The organism is Pannonibacter sp. (assembly GCF_051860505.1).
Lineage (GTDB): Bacteria > Pseudomonadota > Alphaproteobacteria > Rhizobiales > Stappiaceae > Pannonibacter.
Map to the genome: position 1 here is coordinate 120,725 of NZ_JBHYDX010000005.1, position 19,551 is coordinate 140,275.

Genomic DNA, 19,551 nt, shown 5'->3' on the forward strand with positions numbered 1-19,551 from the left:
ACCTTAGCGTGTATCGGCGGCGTTGTCGGTTAAGAACCTTGGTAAAACCGACAATTCTTGCACTGCGGCAATCACAACACTGTGAGACGGTCGGGAGCGTCAGGGCTTCTCGCCGGTGTCCTTCCAGGGACTTTCCAGCGCCGGGCGAGATCCCGTGTCAGCCGATTGCGGGGTCTCCCGGTGCCAGTCTTCCGCATCAAGGTCCACAACGGAAGGACCGCTCGACCTGGTTCTTTTTGCCGCGATGATTGTCGCCCGGCTCGCCATGCGCCTGACAAGAAGCGCCCGCAGCGGCGGAATGAACAGCGCCAGACCGAGCGTGTCGGTGATAAATCCCGGCAGAAGCAGCAGAATGCTGGCGGTAACCATCAGCACGCCGTGCATCATCTCCTCGCCCGGCACACGGCCTGCGTCGAGTTCGCCCTGCATGCGGCGCACGAGGGACAGGCCCTGGTGGCGCAACATTGCAGTTCCGGCAAGGGCCGTGACAATGGTGAGCAGAATTGTCGGCAACACGCCGATTTCCTCGCCGACCATGATGAAGACCGCAATCTCCGCAAGCGGGAGAAGGATGAGACCGGTAAGAACCAGAAAGGCCACGAAATACCTGACGTTGACTGTTGGCTAACCCGCCCAAGATAAGGTGCCTTGATCGGGATTGCGAGTATCTTGCCAGGAGCGCCCAACAATCGCCTTGCTCTTGGCACTGGATGCTGGTTCAAGAACCCCTACATTCAAAGGAACCTGTCCGGTGGATCCGGGGTGCGATGATAGCATCCGGACATCAGGTCAGGGATCAAAAGCCGGTAGCACCCATGAGCGACGTTCTGGACATCTACAACATCATCCTCCTGGCACTGGCTGTTTTCGTGTTTTTCAAGCTGCGATCGGTCCTTGGCAAGCGGACGGGCAATGAACGGCCGCCATTTGATCCCTACTCCAAGCCGGCCCAGGACCGCGAGGATCGGGAAAAGGCACCTGCGCAACGGGACAATGTCATTCCGTTGCCTGGCACGGCGACCGGTACTGAAAGCGATGAACCAGCCTCTGGCGAAGTTGTTCTCGACAAGGTTGCGCCGTCCGGAACAGCGTTGAACGCCGCATTGCGGCAGATCCTCTCGGCCGACCGCAGCTTTGAGCCAGAGCAGTTTCTGCAAGGCGCGCGTGCAGCTTATGAGATGATTGTCACGGCCTTCGCCGAAGGGGATCGCAAGACCTTGAAGCAACTCCTGTCGAAGGATGTCTTCGAGGGATTTGTGACGGCCATGAATGACCGTGAAACGCGCGGTGAAACGGTGGAATCGACCTTTGTTGGCATCAACAAGGCAGAAATCGTTGAAGCAGCCCTCAAGGGAACCACGGCCCAGGTGACCGTGCGGCTGCAGAGTGAACTGATCTCCGCGACCCGCGACCGGGACGGCCATGTGATCGATGGCGATCCGGCCAAAGTCAGCGAAGTCGTCGACATCTGGACCTTTGCGCGTGACACCAGCACCCGTGATCCGAACTGGAAACTGGTTGCCACCGAATCGGCGGAATGAAGCGAGTATTTTCACGCTTCGGCGCCTTGTTGATCCTTCTGACCGCCGCCCAGGGCTTTGCTCCGGGCGGCGCATTTGCAAAGCCGGAGAAGGCAGCGTCTGTGTCCGACGATCTGACATCACGCCTTTCTGCCGGGACCTTTGCCAACTTACCGGGCTGGGACCGGGATGACCATGCTGCAGCGCTGGCTGCCTTCCGTCGGTTTTGTTCCGCTGACAAGCCTGCGCAGCCATCTGCCGCGCTGACCGGGACGTTGCAGCGCAATATGCGGGCAGAACTCGATCAGATTTGCAGGGACGCTCCAAAGGCAGCATCAGGACCGGAGGCACGCGTCTTTTTCGAGCGCGCCTTTGTTCCTGCCCGGATATCCGGAGCCGGCTTTGTCACGGGGTATTATGAGCCGGAAGTCGACGGCTCCCGCAGCCCGTCGGCGGCCTTTGCGACGCCACTTTACCGTGCACCGCAAGGATTGACGCTGATTTCGGACAAAAACCGGCCGAAAGGCTGGCCCGCTGAAATCACGCATGGAGTCCGGCGTGGCAAGGCGCTCGAGGTCCTGCCTGACCGCCCTGCCATCATGAATGGCGCGCTCAAGGATCAGGATCTCGAACTGATCTGGTTGAAGAGCCCGGTCGATGCGTTTTTCGTGCATGTCCAGGGATCAGCCCGGGTCCGCCTCGAGGATGGATCGGTGATGCGTGTCGGCTATGCCGGCAAGACGGGGCATCCCTACACGGCAATTGGCCGCGTTCTGGTCGAGGCCGGTGAAGGCTCGCCGGAGGATTTCACCATGGCGGGCTTGCGCAACTGGCTTCAGCGCAACCCGCAGCGGATGGACTGGCTTTTTGGCCACAACCGCTCTTTCATCTTCTTCAGGGCCATCGAGGACATTGATCCGGAGGAAGGGCCGGTTGGCGCTGCAGGCCTGCCTTTGGTTGCCGGGCGCAGCATCGCCATGGACCATTCCCTGCACACTTACGGCATGCCGGTTTTTGTTGATGCCGATCTTGCCGACTCGGGGCTCACCGACCCTCGCTGGCAGCGTTTGATGATTGCTGACGATACGGGCTCGGCGATCAAGGGACCGGCGCGGGGCGACCTGTTCATCGGATCAGGGGCACAAGCCGGGACGATAGCCGGCGCCGTGCGGCATCCGGCGTCAATGACACTGCTGTGGCCGCGAAAGCTGGCACATCTTCTGGGGCAGGGGTCGTGAGCGGGGGGCGCCGCCGCGGTCCGCGCAATCTGACAAGCGATGAGCGCGAGCTTTGGTCGAAAGTGGCTGCAAGCGCCAAGCCTCTCAAGTCAACGATCTGGACCCCGGAGGAACCGGCTGCCACGCCATCTCCCCTGACTGCCGAGGACAGTGCGGCCTCCAGGACACCGCCGGCAACTGAAACCGCGATGCGGCCGGCACCGGCCCCAAAAGGACCGCCGCCGCTGGCGCCGATCGAGCGCCGGGTTCGGCAGAAGGTTGTTCGAGGGCAACGCAGCATTGACGCACGCATCGACCTGCATGGCTTGACGCAGCATCAAGCGCATGACCGGCTGCGGTCTTTCCTGCATTTCGCCCAGCAGCAAGGCTATACATTCGTGCTGGTGATCACCGGCAAGGGCGGGGCAGGGGCGATGGCTGCCTATATGGATGAGCGCGGTATCCTGCGCCGCGTGGTGCCGCAATGGCTGGCCATGGCGGATCTCAGGACCATCGTTCTCGGCTTTGAGGAAGCACATCTGACCCATGGCGGGTCCGGTGCCCTCTATGTGCGCCTGCGCAAGGCAAGGGACAACTAGCAAGAGGGGCAGGCATGACGCCGCTTGGGGCAAAACTGCGAGAGATGCGCGCCAAGCGCGGTGTTTCGCTGAAGGAGATGGCGGCCGGGCTTTCGGTTTCGAGCGCCTATCTCTCTGCACTTGAACATGGCAAGCGGGGTAAGCCGACCTGGTTTCTCGTGCAGCGCATCATCACCTATTTCAACGTTATCTGGGATGAGGCGGAGGAGATCCAGCGCCTTGCCGAAATGTCGGATCCGAAGGTGACGCTGGATACATCCGGCCTGGATCCCCGGGCAACCGAGCTGACCAATCTCCTGGAACGCAAGATCGGCGGACTGAGCGTGGAGTCGCTCGATCATCTGCTGCATCAGCTAAGGGTCGTTGCCGCCCGAGACAATGTCTAGCGTCCAGGCGCATCAAACGGGCTCCGCTCCGCCTTGCAGTCTTGTGCAGGCGCGGGATGGGACTATTGTCCTGCGAACAGCAAGCCGGTCCGGCGTTGTTGCATCACGCCTTCGAGATCCGCCATAGCCACTGGAATTCGACCGGAACCTGACGGAAATCAAAGCCTTTCAGACAGATAAGGATCCGCAAAGGACCATGAGTTATCCCGCCTCCGATTTCGCCGACATGATCGACGCTGATGCCTTGCGGGCGAAGCTGACCAACCTGACAGCTGGCTACGACGGTCTGGGAACCGACATCAAGGTCCGCGCGGCGGCGCTGGCCGAGCTGAAGGCTGCCATGCGGGCTGGCCGCGAGGTGGCGCAGGGGCATCTCAACCGCGAGGGCGGCGGGCTCGCCTGCGCCCGCCGGCTCAGTCACCTGCAGGATGAACTCATTCGCGTCATCTATGATTTCGCATTGGCGCATGTCTACCGCATCACCAACCCGTCGACCGCCGAACGCATGGCCGTGGTGGCCGTCGGTGGCTATGGCCGCGGTACGCTCGCCCCTGGTTCGGACGTCGACCTCCTGTTCCTGCTGCCCTACAAGCAGACACCCTGGGGCGAGCAGGTGGTGGAATATATCCTCTACATGCTCTGGGATCTTGGCCTGAAGGTGGGCCATGCGACCCGGAACCTGGAAGAGTGCATCCGTCTGTCCCGGTCTGACATGACCATCCGCACGGCAGTGCTGGAAGCGCGGTTCATCTGGGGCGAGGAAACCCTGTTCCGGGAGTTGCAGACAAAATTCGATACGGAAGTCGTGGCCGGCACCAGCTCGGACTTCATCGCCGCCAAGCTTGCCGAACGCGACGAGCGACACAAGCGGCAGGGCATGTCGCGCTATCTGGTCGAGCCGAACATCAAGGAAGGCAAGGGCGGCCTACGTGACCTCAACACGCTGTTCTGGATCGCCAAATATCACTATCGCGTACGCCGTCAGTCTGAACTTGTGTCGAAGGGCGTTCTGTCACGGGCTGAGTACAATCTCTTCGTCAAATGCGAAGACTTCCTCTGGGCCGTGCGCTGTCACCTGCACTATCTCACCGGTCGTCCTGAAGAGCGCCTGTCTTTTGATGTCCAGCGCGAGATCGCGATCCGCCTCGGCTATACGCAACATCCAGGCCTCAAGGATGTCGAGCGTTTCATGAAGCACTATTTCCTTGTTGCCAAGGATGTGGGCGACCTGACGCGGATCCTGTGTTCGGCGTTGGAAGCCCAGCACGTGAAATCACCGCATGGCAACGGCTTTACCGGACTGATGCTGCGGCTGAAGGGACCTCGCGGCCCGTCTGCACAGCCGATCCGCGAGGCTCCCGGTTTCGTCGTCGAGAACGGCCGGATCAACGCCGCCAGCGACATGGTGTTCAAGGAGGATCCGGTCAACCTGATCCGGGTGTTCCAGGTTGCCGATCGGCTCGACTACATCCTGCATCCCGAACTGATGCAGCTGATCCATCGCTCGCTGTCTCTGATCAACGTGGCCTTGCGTGACAATCCGGAAGCCAACCGGTTGTTCCTGTCGATCCTCACATCGAGATCACAGCCCGAAGCGACCCTGCGAGCGATGAACGAAGCTGGTGTCCTGGGCCGCTTCGTGCCGGACTTCGGCAAGGTCGTGGCGATGATGCAGTTCAACATGTACCACCACTACACGGTGGACGAGCACCTGCTGCGGTCCATCGGCGTGCTGGCCGAGATTGAACGGGGCGGGGCCGAAGGCGAGAATCCGCTGGCCACCCAGCTTATCAAGTCGATCCAGAACCGCCGTGTTCTCTATGTGGCGATGTTCCTGCACGATATCGCCAAGGGGCGGCCGGAGGATCACTCGATCGCCGGCGCCAAGATTGCCCGGAAGGTTTGCCCACGCCTCGGACTGAGTGCAGCCGAAACCGAAACCGTCGCCTGGCTGATCGAGCACCATCTCGACATGAGCACCTATGCCCAGTCGCGCGATCTGTCCGACCGCAAGACCATCGACGACTTTGCCCAGATCGTTCAGAGCCTGGAGCGGTTGAAACTCTTGCTGATCCTGACGGTTGCCGACATCCGCGCCGTTGGCCCGGGCGTCTTCAACGGCTGGAAAGGCCAGCTGCTCAGGACGCTCTACTATGAATGCGAGCCGCATCTGACTGGCGGCCACAGCCAGCTCAGCCGCAAGGAAGTGGTGATCGATGCCAAGGAGCGGCTCCTGGACAAGCTCACTCACTGGACCACCGCCGAGCGTCAGTCCTATGTCGGGCGGCACTATCCAGCCTATTGGATGCGCGCCGAAATTGACCGGGCCGTTGCCCATGCTGAACTGATCCGGCGGGCGGACCGGAAGAATGACAAGTTCGCGGCAGAGGTGCGCACCCATGCCTTCGAAGGCGTAACAGAGATTACCGTTCTCGCCCCGGACCATCCGCGCCTGCTGTCCTCGATTGCAGGGGCCTGCTTTGTCACGGGCGCCAATATTGTCGACGCGCAGATCGATACGACGACGGACGGGTTTGCGCTTGATTCGATCTTTGTCAGCCGGGAACTGCCCGACGACGCGGATGAACGTCGGCGCGGCGAGCGGATCACGGATCTGATCCTCAAGACCTTGCGCGGCGAGACGCCGCTGCCTGATCATATCGCCAAGAAAGCCAACATGAAGGGGCGCATGAAGGCGTTCCGGGTGGCGGCCGAGGTTCTGGTCAACAATTCCTGGTCGGACAGCTATACCGTCGTGGAAGTCAGCGGGCTGGATCGACCAGGACTTCTCTATGAGTTGACCCGGGCGATTGCCGGACTCAACCTCAACATCGCCTCAGCGCATATTTCGACCTTCGGCGAACGGGTCGTGGACGTTTTTTACGTGACCGATCTGACAGGCCAGAAAATCTCCAACATCAGCCGTCAGGAGACGATCCGCGAGCGGCTGACGGAGGCAGTGGAAGGAAAGCCGGAGCCCACCCCCGCAACCTCCACCTGATGGAACGCGCATGAGCCTGATCCGCAACTTTGCAACGGTCGGTGCGGCAACGCTTGCCAGCCGCATTCTTGGCTTCGTGCGCGATGCCATGCTGGCAGCCGTGCTGGGAGCCGGACCGGTGGCCGACGCCTTTGTTGTGGCCTTCCGTCTGCCGAACCTGTTCCGCCGGCTGTTTGCCGAAGGGGCCTTCAACTCTGCTTTCGTGCCTCTGTTCGGGCGGGCGCTGGAGGAGGAGGGGGAGGCGTCGGCGCGGCAGGTGGCCGGCGAAATCGCCTCCGGCATGCTATTCGTACTGCTCATCCTGCTGGCCATCGCCGAAATGGCCATGCCCGCCGTGGTCTGGGTCCTGGCCCCGGGCTTCCTGGAAGATCCGGCCAAGTTTGACCTCACCGTGCTGATGTCGCGGATCTGTTTCCCCTATCTTGTGTTCATGTCGATGCTGGCGCTGATCGCAGGCATCCTCAATACGTATCAGCGCTTTGCTGCTGCTGCTTTTGCGCCGGTTATGCTCAATGTGGTGATGATCGCCGTGCTGGCGGGCATCGTCCTCTCCGGTGTGGTCGAGGAACGGCAGATCGGCCTCATCCTCTGCCTCGGCGTTTCAATTGCCGGGGTGGCGCAGCTGGCTGTCGTGCTGTGGGACATGAAGCGGCTGGGCTTCCGCCTGACCTTGCCACGACCGCGCCTGACGCCGGCGGTGCGCCGGCTGGTGGCGCTGGGCGTACCCGGCCTGATTGCCGGCGGCATCACCCAGATCAACATCGTCGTCGGGCAGGCGATCGCCTCGGCGCAGGCAAGCGCGAATGCGCTGCTCTACTACGCTGACCGGCTGTATCAGCTGCCGCTGGGGGTCATCGGGATTGCCATCGGAGTCGTGCTGCTGCCCAGCCTGACCCGGCAGCTGCGCGCCGGAGAGGATGCGCAGTTCCAGAAGACGCTGAACGGGGCGATGGAGCTGTCCTTCGCGCTGACGCTTCCGGCCTCTGTCGCCCTGGTAGTGATCCCGGACGAGATCGTCTCCGTGCTGTTCGGGCGCGGCGCCTTCGATGCCGCCGCCGTGAGTGGAACGGCTGCGGCGCTGGCGGCCTTTTCCTTCGGCTTGCCGGCCTATGTGCTCAATAAAGTGTTCTCGCCCGGCTATTTCGCCCGCGAGGACACCAAGACGCCGATGTGGTTCGCCGGACTGAGTGCGCTGGTCAATGTGGTGCTGTCACTGATCCTGTTTCCTGTTCTGGCGCATGTGGGCATCGCCCTGGCGACGACGGTTGCCGGATGGGTAAACGCTCTGGCGCTTGGGGCCGTGTTGTGGCGGCGCGGACATTTCGAGCCGGATCTGACGGTGCTGCGCAAGATCGGGCTTCTGGCCGTGGCAAGTCTTGCCATGGGCGTCTGCGTTCATCTGGGAGCTGAGGCCCTGGCTGGCGCGCTGGGCGGGCCGTCGCTGGGTTTGCGTGTTGTCGCGCTCGGCGTGCTGGTGGCCGGCGGGGTCGGGATCTTCGCCGGTCTGGCACAGGTCACCGGCGCGGCGGACCTCATTGGCCTTGCACGCATGATCCGCCGGCGCAAGACCGGGGCATGAGGCGCGCTGCTGCCGCTTGCCTTGCCGCGGGCGCCACGCCATAAGTCCAGCGGCATCCTGCCTTTCCCAATTTCAGGCCCTTCCAACCGGCCGACTGTTTCAGGGACTTTACATGACAGCGCTCCAGCCCCGCTGCTTCTCCGGTGTTCAACCGACCGGCAACCTTCACCTTGGCAACTATCTTGGCGCTGTCTCGCGCTGGGTGCCGATGCAGGACGTGATGCCGACGATCTTCTGTGTCGTCGACATGCACGCGATCACGGCCGGCTTTCCGAATGCGACGGAACTCACCAACGCAACCCGTGAAGTCACCGCCGCCTTCATCGCTGCTGGCATCGACCCCAAGCGCTCGGTGATCTTCAACCAGAGCCAGGTGAAGGAACATGCCGAGCTGGCGTGGATCTTCAACTGCGTGGCGCGCATGGGCTGGCTGAACCGCATGACGCAGTTCAAGGACAAGGCAGGCAAGAACAGCGAGAACGCTTCGGTGGGCCTGTTCGCCTATCCGAACCTGATGGCGGCCGACATTCTGGCATACCGCGCGACGCATGTTCCGGTCGGCGATGACCAGAAGCAGCATCTGGAGCTGACGCGCGACATCGCGCAAAAGTTCAACAACGACTTTGCCGAGCGGATCCTCGAGCTGGGACTGGGTTCGCCCAACCCGGTGCCGTCGCCGGAAAGCCCGGAGCAGATCTACCTGCCGCTGCCCGAGCCGATGATCGCCGGCCCGGCGCCGCGCGTGATGAGCCTGCGTGACGGCACGAAGAAGATGTCGAAGTCCGACCCCTCGGACCTGTCGCGCATCAACCTGGCCGACGACGCCGACATGATCGCCAAGAAGATCAAGAAGGCCAAGACCGATCCAGAACCGCTGCCGGGTGAACTGGAAGGCCTCAAGGGCCGGCCGGAAGCCGAGAACCTGGTTGCGATCTATGCCGCGCTGGCCGGCAAGACCAAGGACGCGATCATCGCTGAGTTCGGCGGTCAGCCGTTCTCCGTGTTCAAGCCGGCACTGGCCGAGCTTGCCGTGGAGCGGCTTGCGCCGCTGAACGCCGAGATGGCACGGCTGATGGCCGATCCGGCGGAAATCGACGCCGTCCTGAAGAACGGCGCCGAACAGGCTTCCGCCATCGCCGAGCCGGTGCTGCGCGACATGCGCAAGATCATCGGCTTTCTGGATGTGAGGTAAGCGGATCGACCCCATATGGGTGAGAGCGCACCACGTACCGGACAAGGAGACAGTCCATGGACTTCATGAAGATGATGAAGCAGGCAAAGCAGCTGCAGGAGAAGATGGGCTCGCTGCAGGAAGCCTTTGCCAATATCGAGACCGAAGGCAGTTCGGGCGGCGGCATGGTGAAGATCACCATCGCCGGCAAGGGCGAGATCCGCGCGATCAAGATCGATCCGTCGCTGCTGAAGGAAGAAGAGGCCGAGATCCTCGAGGACCTGATCATCGCGGCCCACAACGAGGCCCGGATCAAGGCCGAAGCCCAGATGCAGGAAAAGACCCAGGAACTGATGGGCGGCATGGGGCTTCCGGCTGGCATGAAGATGCCGTTCTGACAGACGGGCTGCGGGCTGTGCGCAAGCGCGCCGGCCCGCGTGCGGACAAGAACACAGGGAACACGAGATGGCAGGGCGCAAGGTCGCAGGTCCGGAGATCGAACGGCTGATCCAGCTGCTCGCACGGTTGCCCGGGCTCGGGCCGCGTTCGGCCCGGCGTGCCGCCCTGCATCTCATCAAGAAGAAGGAGCAGCTGCTGGTTCCGCTCGCCGACGCCATGGGCGTGGCGGTGGAGAAGGTCGGTATCTGCTCGGTCTGCGGCACGGTCGACACCTGCGACCCTTGCACGATCTGCTGTGACGATGGCCGGGACGAGACGGTTCTGGTCGTGGTGGAAGATGTCGCGGACCTGTGGGCGCTCGAGCGTGCCGGCGTTCTCAATGCCCGCTATCACGTGCTTGGTGGCACCCTGTCACCTCTCGACGGCATTGGACCTGAGGATCTCAACATCGAAAGGCTCGTCGAGCGCGTGAAACAGGGCGCAGTGCGTGAGGTGATTCTGGCGGTCAATGCGACTGTCGAGGGTCAGACGACTGCGCTCTACATCACCGACCAGCTGACCGGGCTTGAGCTGACAGTAACCCGGCTGGCACACGGCGTTCCGGTGGGTGGTGAGCTTGACCATCTTGATGAAGGTACACTGACCCAGGCGATGAAAGCACGAACCCGGTTCTGAGCGGTCATTGCGGAGACAGTCCGGTCTGCCTATGTGAAGCCCCTGACGTAAAGAGGGGATTCAGATCCATGTTTTCCGATGCACTGCGAGCCATGGGGCAGGTCTTCGCGCCGCCGCTCCGTGCCATCCTGCTGAAGTCGCTGGCCCTTACTCTTGCCGTGCTGATGGTCATCTGGATTGCATTGCAGGGGGTGATCGCGGCTTATGTGGATTTGCCCTATCCGTGGCTCGATACCGTCCTGTCGGTCCTGACCGGCATTGGCGCGATCTTCATCCTTGGCTTTCTTGTCGCCCCGGTCACGGCCTTGTTTGCCGGTCTTTTCCAGGACGATGTTGCCGACATTATCGAGCGCACCGACTATGGTCACGATGCGTCAGGCCGCGCGATGCCGCTGGCGGCTTCCCTGCTCGCAACCGCCAAGTTTACGGGCGTTGTCATTCTCGGCAATCTTCTTGCGCTGGTATTGTTGCTCGTTCCGGGCGTCAACCTGATCGCGTTCCTCGTGGTCAACGCCTATCTGCTCGGTCGGGAATTTTTCGAGTTCGTCGCGACGCGGTTCATGGATCCAGCGGAAGCCCGAGCCTTGCGCAAGGCGCATTCAGGCACGGTGTTCATGGGCGGACTGCTGATTGCCGGGCTGCTGGCGGTGCCGGTCGCCAATCTGGTCACGCCGGTCTTCGCGACCATTTTCATGGTTCACCTGTTCAAGCGGATTCAGGCGACACGGGCACCCCGGCCGGTGTGAGCCACCGGCCGGAAGCCTGCTTGAGTTCGGGGCTGCGACCTCGTTCCCAAAACTCTATTCTTTATCGGCGGACAGAAGGCCGCTCTTGAACAAAAGTCCGGCCGCAGCAGCACCCAACATCGGGGCCAGAATGAAAAGCCAGAGCTGGGCGACGGCGGCCGGGTTGCTGCCAGCGCCGACGAGGGCCGGGCCAATTGAACGCGCCGGGTTGACTGACACGCCGGTAACATTGATGCCGACAATGTGGATTACCGTAAGCGTAAGGCCGATGGCGAGGCCGGCGAACTGGCTCGGTGCTCCCCGTTGGGTCACGCCGAGAATGCAGACCAGGAACAGGAAGGTGGCGACGACCTCGAACACGAAAGCCGCAGTCAGCCCATATTCGCCAAGATAACCCGGACCCCAGCCATTCTGGCCCAGACCGCCGCTCCAGCCTGCGGCCTTGTCGCTGAGAATCACGGCAAGAATGGCCGCACCGGCCAATGCGCCAAGAATCTGCGCGACAACATAGCGAATAAAATCAGCAACGCTCATGCGGCCGGAAAGCAGCACGCCAAAGCTGACGGCCGGATTGATATGACATCCGGAAATCATCCCGATGCCATAGGCCATTGCAACAATCGATAGACCAAACGCAAAGGCAATTCCAAGAATGTCAATTGCGGTTGGACCCGTGCCCATGCCCGCAATTACAGCGGCACCGCAACCGAAGAACACAAGCGTCATTGTGCCGATGAATTCGGCCAGCATTTTTTTCATCTCTGAAATCTCCTTTCACTTCGAATCAGCGTCGTATTTTTAGATGGGCAATGAATTTTATTGTTTTAACACAACGGTAACACAAGCGGATTTTGGGCTCCAGCGGACAAGACAAAGGCTCAGTTCGGCCGATAGGATACTTTGACGAGTGGGTTGGTTGGCGCTATTACGCCTTTAGACAACGCCAGCTGTTGCTTACGTTTACGCAAACGTAAGGGTGGCGTCGGACGGGAGAGAAAGTCCATGCCGGATGTCGATATGAAGGGCAGCCGCCCTCTGTCGCCCCATCTTCAGATCTATAAGCCGATCCTGACGATGGTGATGTCGATCCTGCACCGCATCACGGGTGCGGCGCTTTATGTCGGGACGCTGTTTCTTGCCTGGTGGCTTATTGCTGCCGCGAGCGGGCCGGCCTACTTCGATTATGTCAACGACCTGATGGGGTCGATCCTTGGCCGCCTGGTGCTGTTCGGCTTTACCTGGGCCCTGGTACATCACATGCTTGGTGGCATCCGCCACTTCATCTGGGACATGGGCGCGGGCTTTGGACGCGAAGCGCGCGAATGGCTGGCCCGGGCAACCATCATTGGCTCCGTTGCGCTGACGATCCTGTTGTGGGTCATCGGCTACATGGTTCGTTGAGGAGACACGTGATGACCGATATGCGCACTCCGCTCGGCAAGGTCCGTGGCCTCGGCTCGGCCAAGGAAGGCACCGAGCACTTCTGGCGTCAGCGCGTCACCGCGGTGGCCAACGTGTTCCTGATCTCGTTCTTCGTGATTCTTGTGATCGCCCTGCAGGGCGGCAGCCATGCGGACGTGGTCGCGGCGCTGCAGAACCCGCTGATCTCGATCCTGCTTCTGCTCGTAATCCTGTCCGGTGTCTATCACATGAAACTGGGCATGCAGATCATCATTGAAGACTATGTTCACGGCGACGGCGTTAAGTTCCTCGTCCTGATGGCCAACATCTTCTTCTGCGCCGCCGTCGGGCTCGGCTCGGTGTTCGCGGTTATCAAGATCGGCTTTGGAGGCTGACCCACATGGCCAAGACCTATGAATTCGTCGAACATACATTCGACGTGGTGGTGGTCGGTGCCGGCGGTGCCGGCCTGCGCGCCACGCTCGGCATGGCCGAGCAGGGCCTGCGCACGGCCTGCATCACCAAGGTGTTCCCGACCCGCTCGCACACCGTTGCAGCACAGGGCGGTATTGCCGCCTCGCTGAAGAACATGACGCCGGACTGCTGGGAATGGCACATGTTCGACACGGTGAAGGGGTCTGACTGGCTCGGCGACGCCGATGCCATGGAGTATCTCGCCCGTGAGGCCCCGAAGGCCGTTTACGAGCTGGAACACTACGGCGTGCCCTTCTCGCGCACCGAAGACGGCCGCATTTACCAGCGCCCCTTCGGCGGTCACATGCAGAACTACGGTGACGGCCCCCCGGTGCAGCGCACCTGCGCCGCAGCCGACCGCACCGGCCACGCCATCCTGCACACGCTCTATGGCCAGTCGCTGAAGAACAACGCCGAGTTCTACATCGAGTATTTCGCGCTCGACTTGATCATGTCGGATGACGGCGTGTGCCAGGGCGTGATCGCCTGGAACCTCGATGACGGCACCATCCACCGCTTCTCCGCCAAGATGGTGGTGCTGGCGACCGGTGGCTATGGCCGCGCCTATTTCTCGGCAACCTCCGCCCACACCTGCACCGGCGACGGTGGTGGCATGGTGGCCCGTGCCGGCCTGCCGCTGCAGGACATGGAATTCGTGCAGTTCCATCCGACCGGCATCTATGGCTCGGGCTGCCTGATCACCGAGGGCGCACGCGGCGAAGGCGGCTATCTGGTCAACTCCGAAGGCGAGCGCTTCATGGAGCGCTACGCCCCGTCGGCCAAAGACCTTGCCTCCCGCGACGTGGTGTCGCGCTGCATGACGATCGAGATCCGTGAAGGCCGCGGCGTCGGCAAGAACAAGGATCACATCTTCCTGCACCTCGACCACCTGGATCCGGCGCTTCTGCACGAGCGCCTGCCGGGCATCTCGGAATCGGCCAAGATCTTTGCTGGCGTCGATGTGACCAAGGAGCCGATCCCGGTCCTGCCCACCGTGCACTACAACATGGGCGGCATTCCGACCAACTATTGGGGCGAAGTGCTGAACCCGACCGCGAGCGATCCGAACCGCATCCAGCCGGGCCTGATGGCCGTGGGTGAAGCGGGCTGCGCCTCGGTGCATGGCGCCAACCGCCTCGGCTCCAACTCGCTGATCGACCTGGTCGTCTTCGGCCGCGCTGCGGCCATCCGTGCCCGTGAGGTCGTGGATCCCAAGAGCGCCGTGCCGACGCCGAACGAGCGGTCCTGCGAAGAAATCATGGCCCGCTTCGACAAGACGCGGCACGCCAGCGGCTCGACGCCAACGGCTGACCTTCGCGAGAAGATGCAGCGCGCCATGCAGGATGATGCGGCTGTGTTCCGCACCCAGGAAAGCCTGGAACAGGGCTGCAAGCGCCTGTCCGCGATCTGGGGCGAAATGGCCGACATCAAGGTCACTGACCGCTCGATGATCTGGAACTCGGACCTTGTTGAAACCCTCGAGCTGCAGAACCTGATGGCCAACGCCATCACGACGGTCTACGGCGCTGAGGCCCGCAAGGAAAGCCGTGGTGCCCACGCCCGCGAAGATTACAAGGATGGTCCGCTCGGCGGCCGCGACGACGTCAACTGGCGCAAGCACACGCTGGCCTGGGTCGACGAAGCCGGTGCCGTCAAGCTCGACTACCGCGCCGTGATCACCGAGCCGCTGACCCGCTATGAAGACGGCGGCATCGACCCGAAGAAGATCGCCCCGAAGGCGCGCGTCTACTAAGGACTGTCCATGGTTGCCGCCCTCGCCCGGCCTGACATCACCTCGCCCTTCGGCACATACCGTGCCGAGGGACTGGTGAAGTTTGCCTGGGCGCTGGCGGACCGGCACGACCTGTCGGCCTTCCTGCGCAAGCGGATCCGCAGCCTGGTCGCCCGGGTGTTTTCCGGCCCGTATGACACCGTGGTGGAGGGACTGAAGTTCCGCCTCTATCCCGGTGGCAACTACGATGACCGGAAAATGATGGCCAAGGGCCGCCTGCCCGAACAGGCGGAACACCGGCTGATTGCGCCGCTGCTCGGCAAGGACCGTGTCTTTGTCGACGTGGGGGCCAACATCGGCACCTACAGCCTGTTTGCCGCCGCAAGTGGAGCCGAGGTTCTGGCCGTCGAGGCAAGCCCCGACACGGCCGACAAGCTGGCCTTCAACCTCGCTGCCAACGGTGCGTCGGATGTCCGCATCGCCCGCACGGCAGTGGGCGCTGAGGACGGCGAACTGTCGCTGTGGCGCGAGCCCTCGAACGCCGGCTTTGCCACGCTGGTCGAAGACCTGACCCAGGGCGAGTGGGCCGGCAACTGGAGCGCTTTTCGTGTTCCGGTGCGCCCGCTGGCCGATGTGGTGACTGAAGCCGGACTGACGCGGATCGACGTGATGAAGATCGACGTGGAGGGATTTGAGGACCGTGTTCTGGTGCCCTATCTCACCACCATCAGCCGGGACCTCTGGCCCCGCGCCATTCTGCTTGAAACAAACTGCCGGCCGCATTGGACCGAGGATTGCCTGAGCCTGCTCAAGCGCCTTGGCTATGAACAGGCCGGCGAAACCAGAGACAACATCCTGTTCAGCCTGAAGGTCTGACGGGGAACCCATTGGCCCGGACATAAATCCGGCGCCGTAACGCGGAGCGACGAGAATGGTTCAGCTGACGCTTCCAAAGAATTCCAAGGTGACCGAGGGCAAGGTCTGGGACAAGCCGAAGGGCGCCAGCAACTTGCGCGAATACCGGATCTACCGCTGGAATCCGGATGACGGCCGCAACCCGCGCGTGGACACCTATTTCGTCGACCTCGACGATTGCGGTCCGATGATCCTGGACGGGCTCATCTACATCAAGAACAAGATCGACCCGACCCTGACCTTCCGTCGGTCGTGCCGTGAGGGCATCTGCGGCTCCTGCGCGATGAACATCGACGGCACCAACACCCTGGCCTGCACCAAGGGCATGGACGAAGTGGGCAAGGGCGCGATTGCGATCTACCCGCTGCCGCACATGCCGGTGATCAAGGATCTGGTTCCGGACCTGACCCGTTTCTATGCCCAGCACCGCTCGATCGAGCCCTGGCTGAAGACCGTGTCGCCGGCCCCGGAAAAGGAATGGCGCCAGAGCCACGAGGACCGCGCCAAGCTGGATGGCCTCTATGAGTGCATCCTCTGCGCCTGCTGCTCGACGTCCTGCCCGTCCTACTGGTGGAACGGCGACCGCTACCTTGGGCCGGCAGTGCTGCTGCAGGCCTATCGCTGGCTGATCGACAGCCGCGATGAAGCCAAGGGCGAGCGCCTCGACAACCTCGAGGATCCGTTCCGCCTGTACCGCTGCCACACGATCATGAACTGCGCCCAGGCCTGCCCCAAGGGCTTGAACCCGGCCAAGGCCATCGCAGAAATCAAGAAGATGATGGTCGAGCGCCGCGTTTGACGCGACGCCAAGCCGCACCGAAACCATTGGAGGGCAGTCGCGAGGCTGCCCTTCTTTTTGGGGTTCCTGCGGCCGTCGCGGGGCTATAGGCTCGCCGCTCGCGCACCCGGACCACAGCCCTTGTGGCTGAACGAACGTCAGGCAGTCATGTCCAGAATTCCAGTCAAGATCTGTGGTTTGTCGACCGAGGAGACCCTGCAGACGGCGATTGACGCCGGTGCGGACATGATCGGGCTGGTGTTCTTTCCCAAGAGCCCGCGCCATGTATCGTTGAGTGATGCCTGCCGCCTGGCGGATATGGCGCGGGGCAAGACCGAGATCGTGGCGCTGACGGTGGACATGGATCTGGCCGGGCTGCAACGGATCAACGAGCTGGTGAAGCCGGACCTGTTCCAGTTTCACGGCTCCGAGACACCGGAAGCCTGCGCCGCGGCGCGGATCATGTTGCGCACCCGCATCATCAAGGCGATTGGCGTGCGGGAGAAGGCTGACACCGAGAAGGCACTGCCCTATGTCACGGTGGCCGAGTGGATCCTGTTCGATGCCAAGCCGCCGGCGGATTCGGATGTCCCGGGCGGCCACGGGGTTCCCTATGACTGGACGATCCTCAAGGCGCTTGACCTGCGGCGCCGCTTCATGCTTTCCGGGGGGCTCGATCCGGAGAATGTCGGCCGTGCTATCGCCATGAGCGGGGCGCCGGCCGTAGATGTGTCCTCGGGCGTGGAACGCGCCAAGGGCGTCAAGGACAGCGATCTGATCCGCGCCTTTATGGCGGCCGTTCGATCGGCGGAAGATGTGAAGGAGTGACGAAACGTGACCACAATGGCCAACACCCTGCGCTCGGGACCGGACGAGCGCGGCCACTTCGGGATCTTCGGCGGCCGCTATGTGGCCGAGACGCTGATGCCGCTGATCCTCGACCTCGAGAAGGCCTATAACGACGCCAAGGCGGATCCTGCCTTCAAGGCGCAGCTCGACGACCTCAACACCCATTACACCGGCCGGCCGTCGCCGCTGTATTTCGCCGAGCGCCTGACCCAGCATCTGGGTGGCGCCAAGATCTACTTCAAGCGCGACGAGCTGAACCACACCGGCAGCCACAAGATCAACAACTGCCTTGGCCAGATCCTGCTGGCCATGCGCATGGGCAAGACCCGCATCATCGCGGAAACCGGTGCCGGCCAGCATGGCGTGGCCACCGCCACCGTCTGCGCCCGTTTCGGCCTGCCCTGCGTCGTCTACATGGGCGCCACCGACGTGGAGCGCCAGAAGCCGAACGTGTTCCGCATGAAGCTTCTGGGTGCCGAGATCGTTCCGGTCACCGCCGGTGCCGGTACGCTGAAGGACGCCATGAACGAGGCGCTGCGCGACTGGGTCACCAATGTCGACAACACCTATTATCTCATCGGCACCGCCGCCGGCCCGCATCCCTATCCGGAGCTGGTGCGCGATTTCCAGTCGGTGATCGGCAAGGAAACCCGTGAGCAGATGCTGGCCGCTGAAGGCCGCCTGCCGGATGCGATCGTTGCCGCTGTCGGCGGCGGCTCGAACGCCATCGGCCTGTTCCATCCGTTCCTCGATGACAAGAGCGTCGAGATCTGGGGCGTGGAAGCTGGCGGCCGTGGTCTTGAGGGCGACGAGCATTGCGCCTCGCTGAACGCCGGCAAGCCGGGCGTGCTGCATGGCAACCGCACCTATCTGTTGCAGGACGCCGACGGCCAGATCCTCGAAGGCCATTCGATCTCGGCCGGCCTCGACTATCCCGGCATCGGGCCGGAGCATTCCTGGCTCAAGGAAATCGGCCGGGCCAATTACGTGCCGATCACCGACGACGAGGCGATGGAAGCCTTCCAGCTGCTGACCAGGATCGAAGGCATCATTCCGGCGCTGGAGCCGGCGCATGCGCTGGCCCAGGTGATGAAACTGGCGCCGAAGATGCACAAGGATCAGATCATCGTCATGAACCTGTGCGGCCGTGGCGACAAGGACGTGTTCACCGTCGGCAAGATGCTTGGCTTCGATCTCTAAGAAACAAACCGGTCCCGGCGTTGCGGCGGGACCGGTTGCCGCGCCGTATTGGCGTCAGATATCGCGGGCGTCCCGCTCCCGCAGCTCCGCCCAGGTGAGAGGAGCCTCGCCACTCAGCGGGTTCTTGGGCGACCAGCGATAGGTGATCTCGTCCATGCGCAACGACAGCGCATTGAACATCACCAGCCGGCCAACCGGCCCGTCGCCCGCGCCCGTGATCGCCTTGATCGCCTCCATCGCCTGCAGCGTGCCTAGAATCCCTGTCAGCGCACCGACCACGCCCGCTTCCGCGCAGGAGGGAACGACGCCGGCTTTTGGAGGCGAGGGGAACAGGCAGCGATAGGTCGGGTTGGGCGTGCCGTCTGCCGTCCGCTCATGCGGCCTCAAGAGGGTCAACGAGCCATCAAACCGGCCCACGGCCGCCGTGATCAGCGGCTTCTTGCGATAGTAGCATGCATCCGAGACGAGATAGCGGGTCTGGAAATTGTCCGATCCATCGATGATGAGGTCGTAGCCTCCGACGAGGGACAACGCGTTGTGACCTCCCAGCCTTTCTGGATGCGGCTCGACCGCGACATAAGGGTTGAGCCGTGCGATGGCCTCGGCCGCGCTGGCCACCTTGGGTTCACCCAGCTGGTCGGTGTCGTGGATCACCTGCCGCTGCAGGTTGGACAGCGACACCGTGTCATGGTCGACGATCCCGAGCGTTCCCACCCCCGCCGCCGCCAGATATTGCAGCACGGGCGAGCCAAGCCCGCCGGCACCGATCACCAGCACGCGCGCGGCTTTCAGCTTTTGCTGCCCTGGTCCGCCAATTTCGCGCAGGACAATGTGGCGGGCATAACGTTCGAGTTCAGCGGGCGACAGCATGGCGCATTCCTGATGTGTGGGACGGAGGGTGCCGGAAGC

General features: G+C 62.5%; 20 protein-coding genes. 17 read left to right on the forward strand and 3 right to left on the reverse strand.

What is annotated here, in order from left to right; all coding sequences use genetic code 11:
* Positions 1-99 precede the first annotated feature (99 nt).
* Positions 100-600, reverse strand: coding sequence for an FxsA family protein (locus ACTIFE_RS05310; protein ID WP_439528120.1), 501 nt, complete (start codon positions 598-600; stop codon positions 100-102).
* A gap of 215 nt (positions 601-815) precedes the next feature.
* Here ACTIFE_RS05310 and ACTIFE_RS05315 point away from each other — a divergent pair, with 215 nt between their 5' ends.
* The 10 genes from ACTIFE_RS05315 to ACTIFE_RS05360 all read left to right on the forward strand — a co-directional run bounded on the left by ACTIFE_RS05315 (position 816) and on the right by ACTIFE_RS05360 (position 11,293).
* A complete protein-coding gene (locus ACTIFE_RS05315) occupies positions 816-1,541 on the forward strand; it encodes a Tim44/TimA family putative adaptor protein (RefSeq protein ID WP_439528121.1) in 726 nt (241 codons plus the stop codon).
* On the forward strand, positions 1,538-2,758 hold the full coding sequence (gene mltA / locus ACTIFE_RS05320; RefSeq protein ID WP_439528122.1) for a murein transglycosylase A: 1,221 nt from the start codon (positions 1,538-1,540) through the stop codon (positions 2,756-2,758). Before ACTIFE_RS05315 ends, mltA begins: the two co-directional genes overlap by 4 nt.
* Positions 2,755-3,336 (forward strand): Smr/MutS family protein, encoded by a 582-nt coding sequence (locus ACTIFE_RS05325; protein ID WP_439528123.1) that lies wholly within the window; start codon positions 2,755-2,757, stop codon positions 3,334-3,336. The genes mltA and ACTIFE_RS05325 overlap by 4 nt, the downstream gene beginning before the upstream one ends.
* Before the next feature lie 14 nt (positions 3,337-3,350).
* Positions 3,351-3,722 (forward strand): helix-turn-helix domain-containing protein, encoded by a 372-nt coding sequence (locus ACTIFE_RS05330; RefSeq protein ID WP_439528124.1) that lies wholly within the window; start codon positions 3,351-3,353, stop codon positions 3,720-3,722.
* Positions 3,723-3,918: 196 nt separating this feature from the next.
* A complete protein-coding gene (locus ACTIFE_RS05335; RefSeq protein WP_439528125.1) occupies positions 3,919-6,723 on the forward strand; it encodes a [protein-PII] uridylyltransferase in 2,805 nt (934 codons plus the stop codon).
* A gap of 10 nt (positions 6,724-6,733) precedes the next feature.
* Positions 6,734-8,302 carry a murein biosynthesis integral membrane protein MurJ gene (murJ, locus tag ACTIFE_RS05340; protein WP_439528126.1) on the forward strand — a complete coding sequence of 523 codons (1,569 nt, stop codon included), beginning with the start codon at positions 6,734-6,736 and terminating at the stop codon, positions 8,300-8,302.
* A 112-nt stretch (positions 8,303-8,414) separates the two neighbouring features.
* Positions 8,415-9,494 (forward strand): tryptophan--tRNA ligase, encoded by a 1,080-nt coding sequence (gene trpS, locus ACTIFE_RS05345; protein WP_439528127.1) that lies wholly within the window; start codon positions 8,415-8,417, stop codon positions 9,492-9,494.
* A 56-nt stretch (positions 9,495-9,550) separates the two neighbouring features.
* Positions 9,551-9,871 (forward strand): YbaB/EbfC family nucleoid-associated protein, encoded by a 321-nt coding sequence (locus ACTIFE_RS05350; protein WP_439528128.1) that lies wholly within the window; start codon positions 9,551-9,553, stop codon positions 9,869-9,871.
* A 67-nt stretch (positions 9,872-9,938) separates the two neighbouring features.
* Complete coding sequence (gene recR, locus ACTIFE_RS05355) at positions 9,939-10,547, forward strand: recombination mediator RecR (protein ID WP_439528129.1); 609 nt, start codon at positions 9,939-9,941, stop codon at positions 10,545-10,547.
* Positions 10,548-10,615: 68 nt separating this feature from the next.
* A complete protein-coding gene (locus tag ACTIFE_RS05360; protein WP_439528130.1) occupies positions 10,616-11,293 on the forward strand; it encodes a sulfate transporter family protein in 678 nt (225 codons plus the stop codon).
* Positions 11,294-11,347: 54 nt separating this feature from the next.
* Here ACTIFE_RS05360 and ACTIFE_RS05365 read toward each other — a convergent pair whose 3' ends face one another.
* Positions 11,348-12,052: an aquaporin gene (locus tag ACTIFE_RS05365; protein WP_439528131.1), complete on the reverse strand. Its 705-nt coding sequence runs from the start codon at positions 12,050-12,052 to the stop codon at positions 11,348-11,350.
* 243 nt (positions 12,053-12,295) lie between these two features.
* Here ACTIFE_RS05365 and sdhC point away from each other — a divergent pair, with 243 nt between their 5' ends.
* The 7 genes from sdhC to trpB all read left to right on the forward strand — a co-directional run bounded on the left by sdhC (position 12,296) and on the right by trpB (position 18,642).
* On the forward strand, positions 12,296-12,694 hold the full coding sequence (gene sdhC / locus ACTIFE_RS05370; RefSeq protein WP_439528132.1) for a succinate dehydrogenase, cytochrome b556 subunit: 399 nt from the start codon (positions 12,296-12,298) through the stop codon (positions 12,692-12,694).
* Between the two features lie 11 nt (positions 12,695-12,705).
* Complete coding sequence (sdhD, locus tag ACTIFE_RS05375; protein WP_439528133.1) at positions 12,706-13,089, forward strand: succinate dehydrogenase, hydrophobic membrane anchor protein; 384 nt, start codon at positions 12,706-12,708, stop codon at positions 13,087-13,089.
* A 5-nt stretch (positions 13,090-13,094) separates the two neighbouring features.
* On the forward strand, positions 13,095-14,921 hold the full coding sequence (sdhA, locus tag ACTIFE_RS05380) for a succinate dehydrogenase flavoprotein subunit (protein ID WP_439528134.1): 1,827 nt from the start codon (positions 13,095-13,097) through the stop codon (positions 14,919-14,921).
* A 9-nt stretch (positions 14,922-14,930) separates the two neighbouring features.
* The gene (locus ACTIFE_RS05385) at positions 14,931-15,776 is read left to right on the forward strand and encodes an FkbM family methyltransferase (protein WP_439528135.1); all 846 of its coding nucleotides are present in this window, start codon (positions 14,931-14,933) and stop codon (positions 15,774-15,776) included.
* A gap of 55 nt (positions 15,777-15,831) precedes the next feature.
* Positions 15,832-16,614 carry a succinate dehydrogenase iron-sulfur subunit gene (locus ACTIFE_RS05390; protein ID WP_439528136.1) on the forward strand — a complete coding sequence of 261 codons (783 nt, stop codon included), beginning with the start codon at positions 15,832-15,834 and terminating at the stop codon, positions 16,612-16,614.
* Positions 16,615-16,761: 147 nt separating this feature from the next.
* A complete protein-coding gene (locus tag ACTIFE_RS05395; protein WP_439528137.1) occupies positions 16,762-17,421 on the forward strand; it encodes a phosphoribosylanthranilate isomerase in 660 nt (219 codons plus the stop codon).
* 15 nt (positions 17,422-17,436) lie between these two features.
* Complete coding sequence (gene trpB, locus ACTIFE_RS05400) at positions 17,437-18,642, forward strand: tryptophan synthase subunit beta (protein ID WP_439528186.1); 1,206 nt, start codon at positions 17,437-17,439, stop codon at positions 18,640-18,642.
* 54 nt (positions 18,643-18,696) lie between these two features.
* On the opposite strand, the gene ACTIFE_RS05405 is transcribed toward trpB, so the two are convergent.
* Positions 18,697-19,512 (reverse strand): HesA/MoeB/ThiF family protein, encoded by an 816-nt coding sequence (locus tag ACTIFE_RS05405; protein WP_439528138.1) that lies wholly within the window; start codon positions 19,510-19,512, stop codon positions 18,697-18,699.
* Positions 19,513-19,551 lie beyond the last annotated feature (39 nt).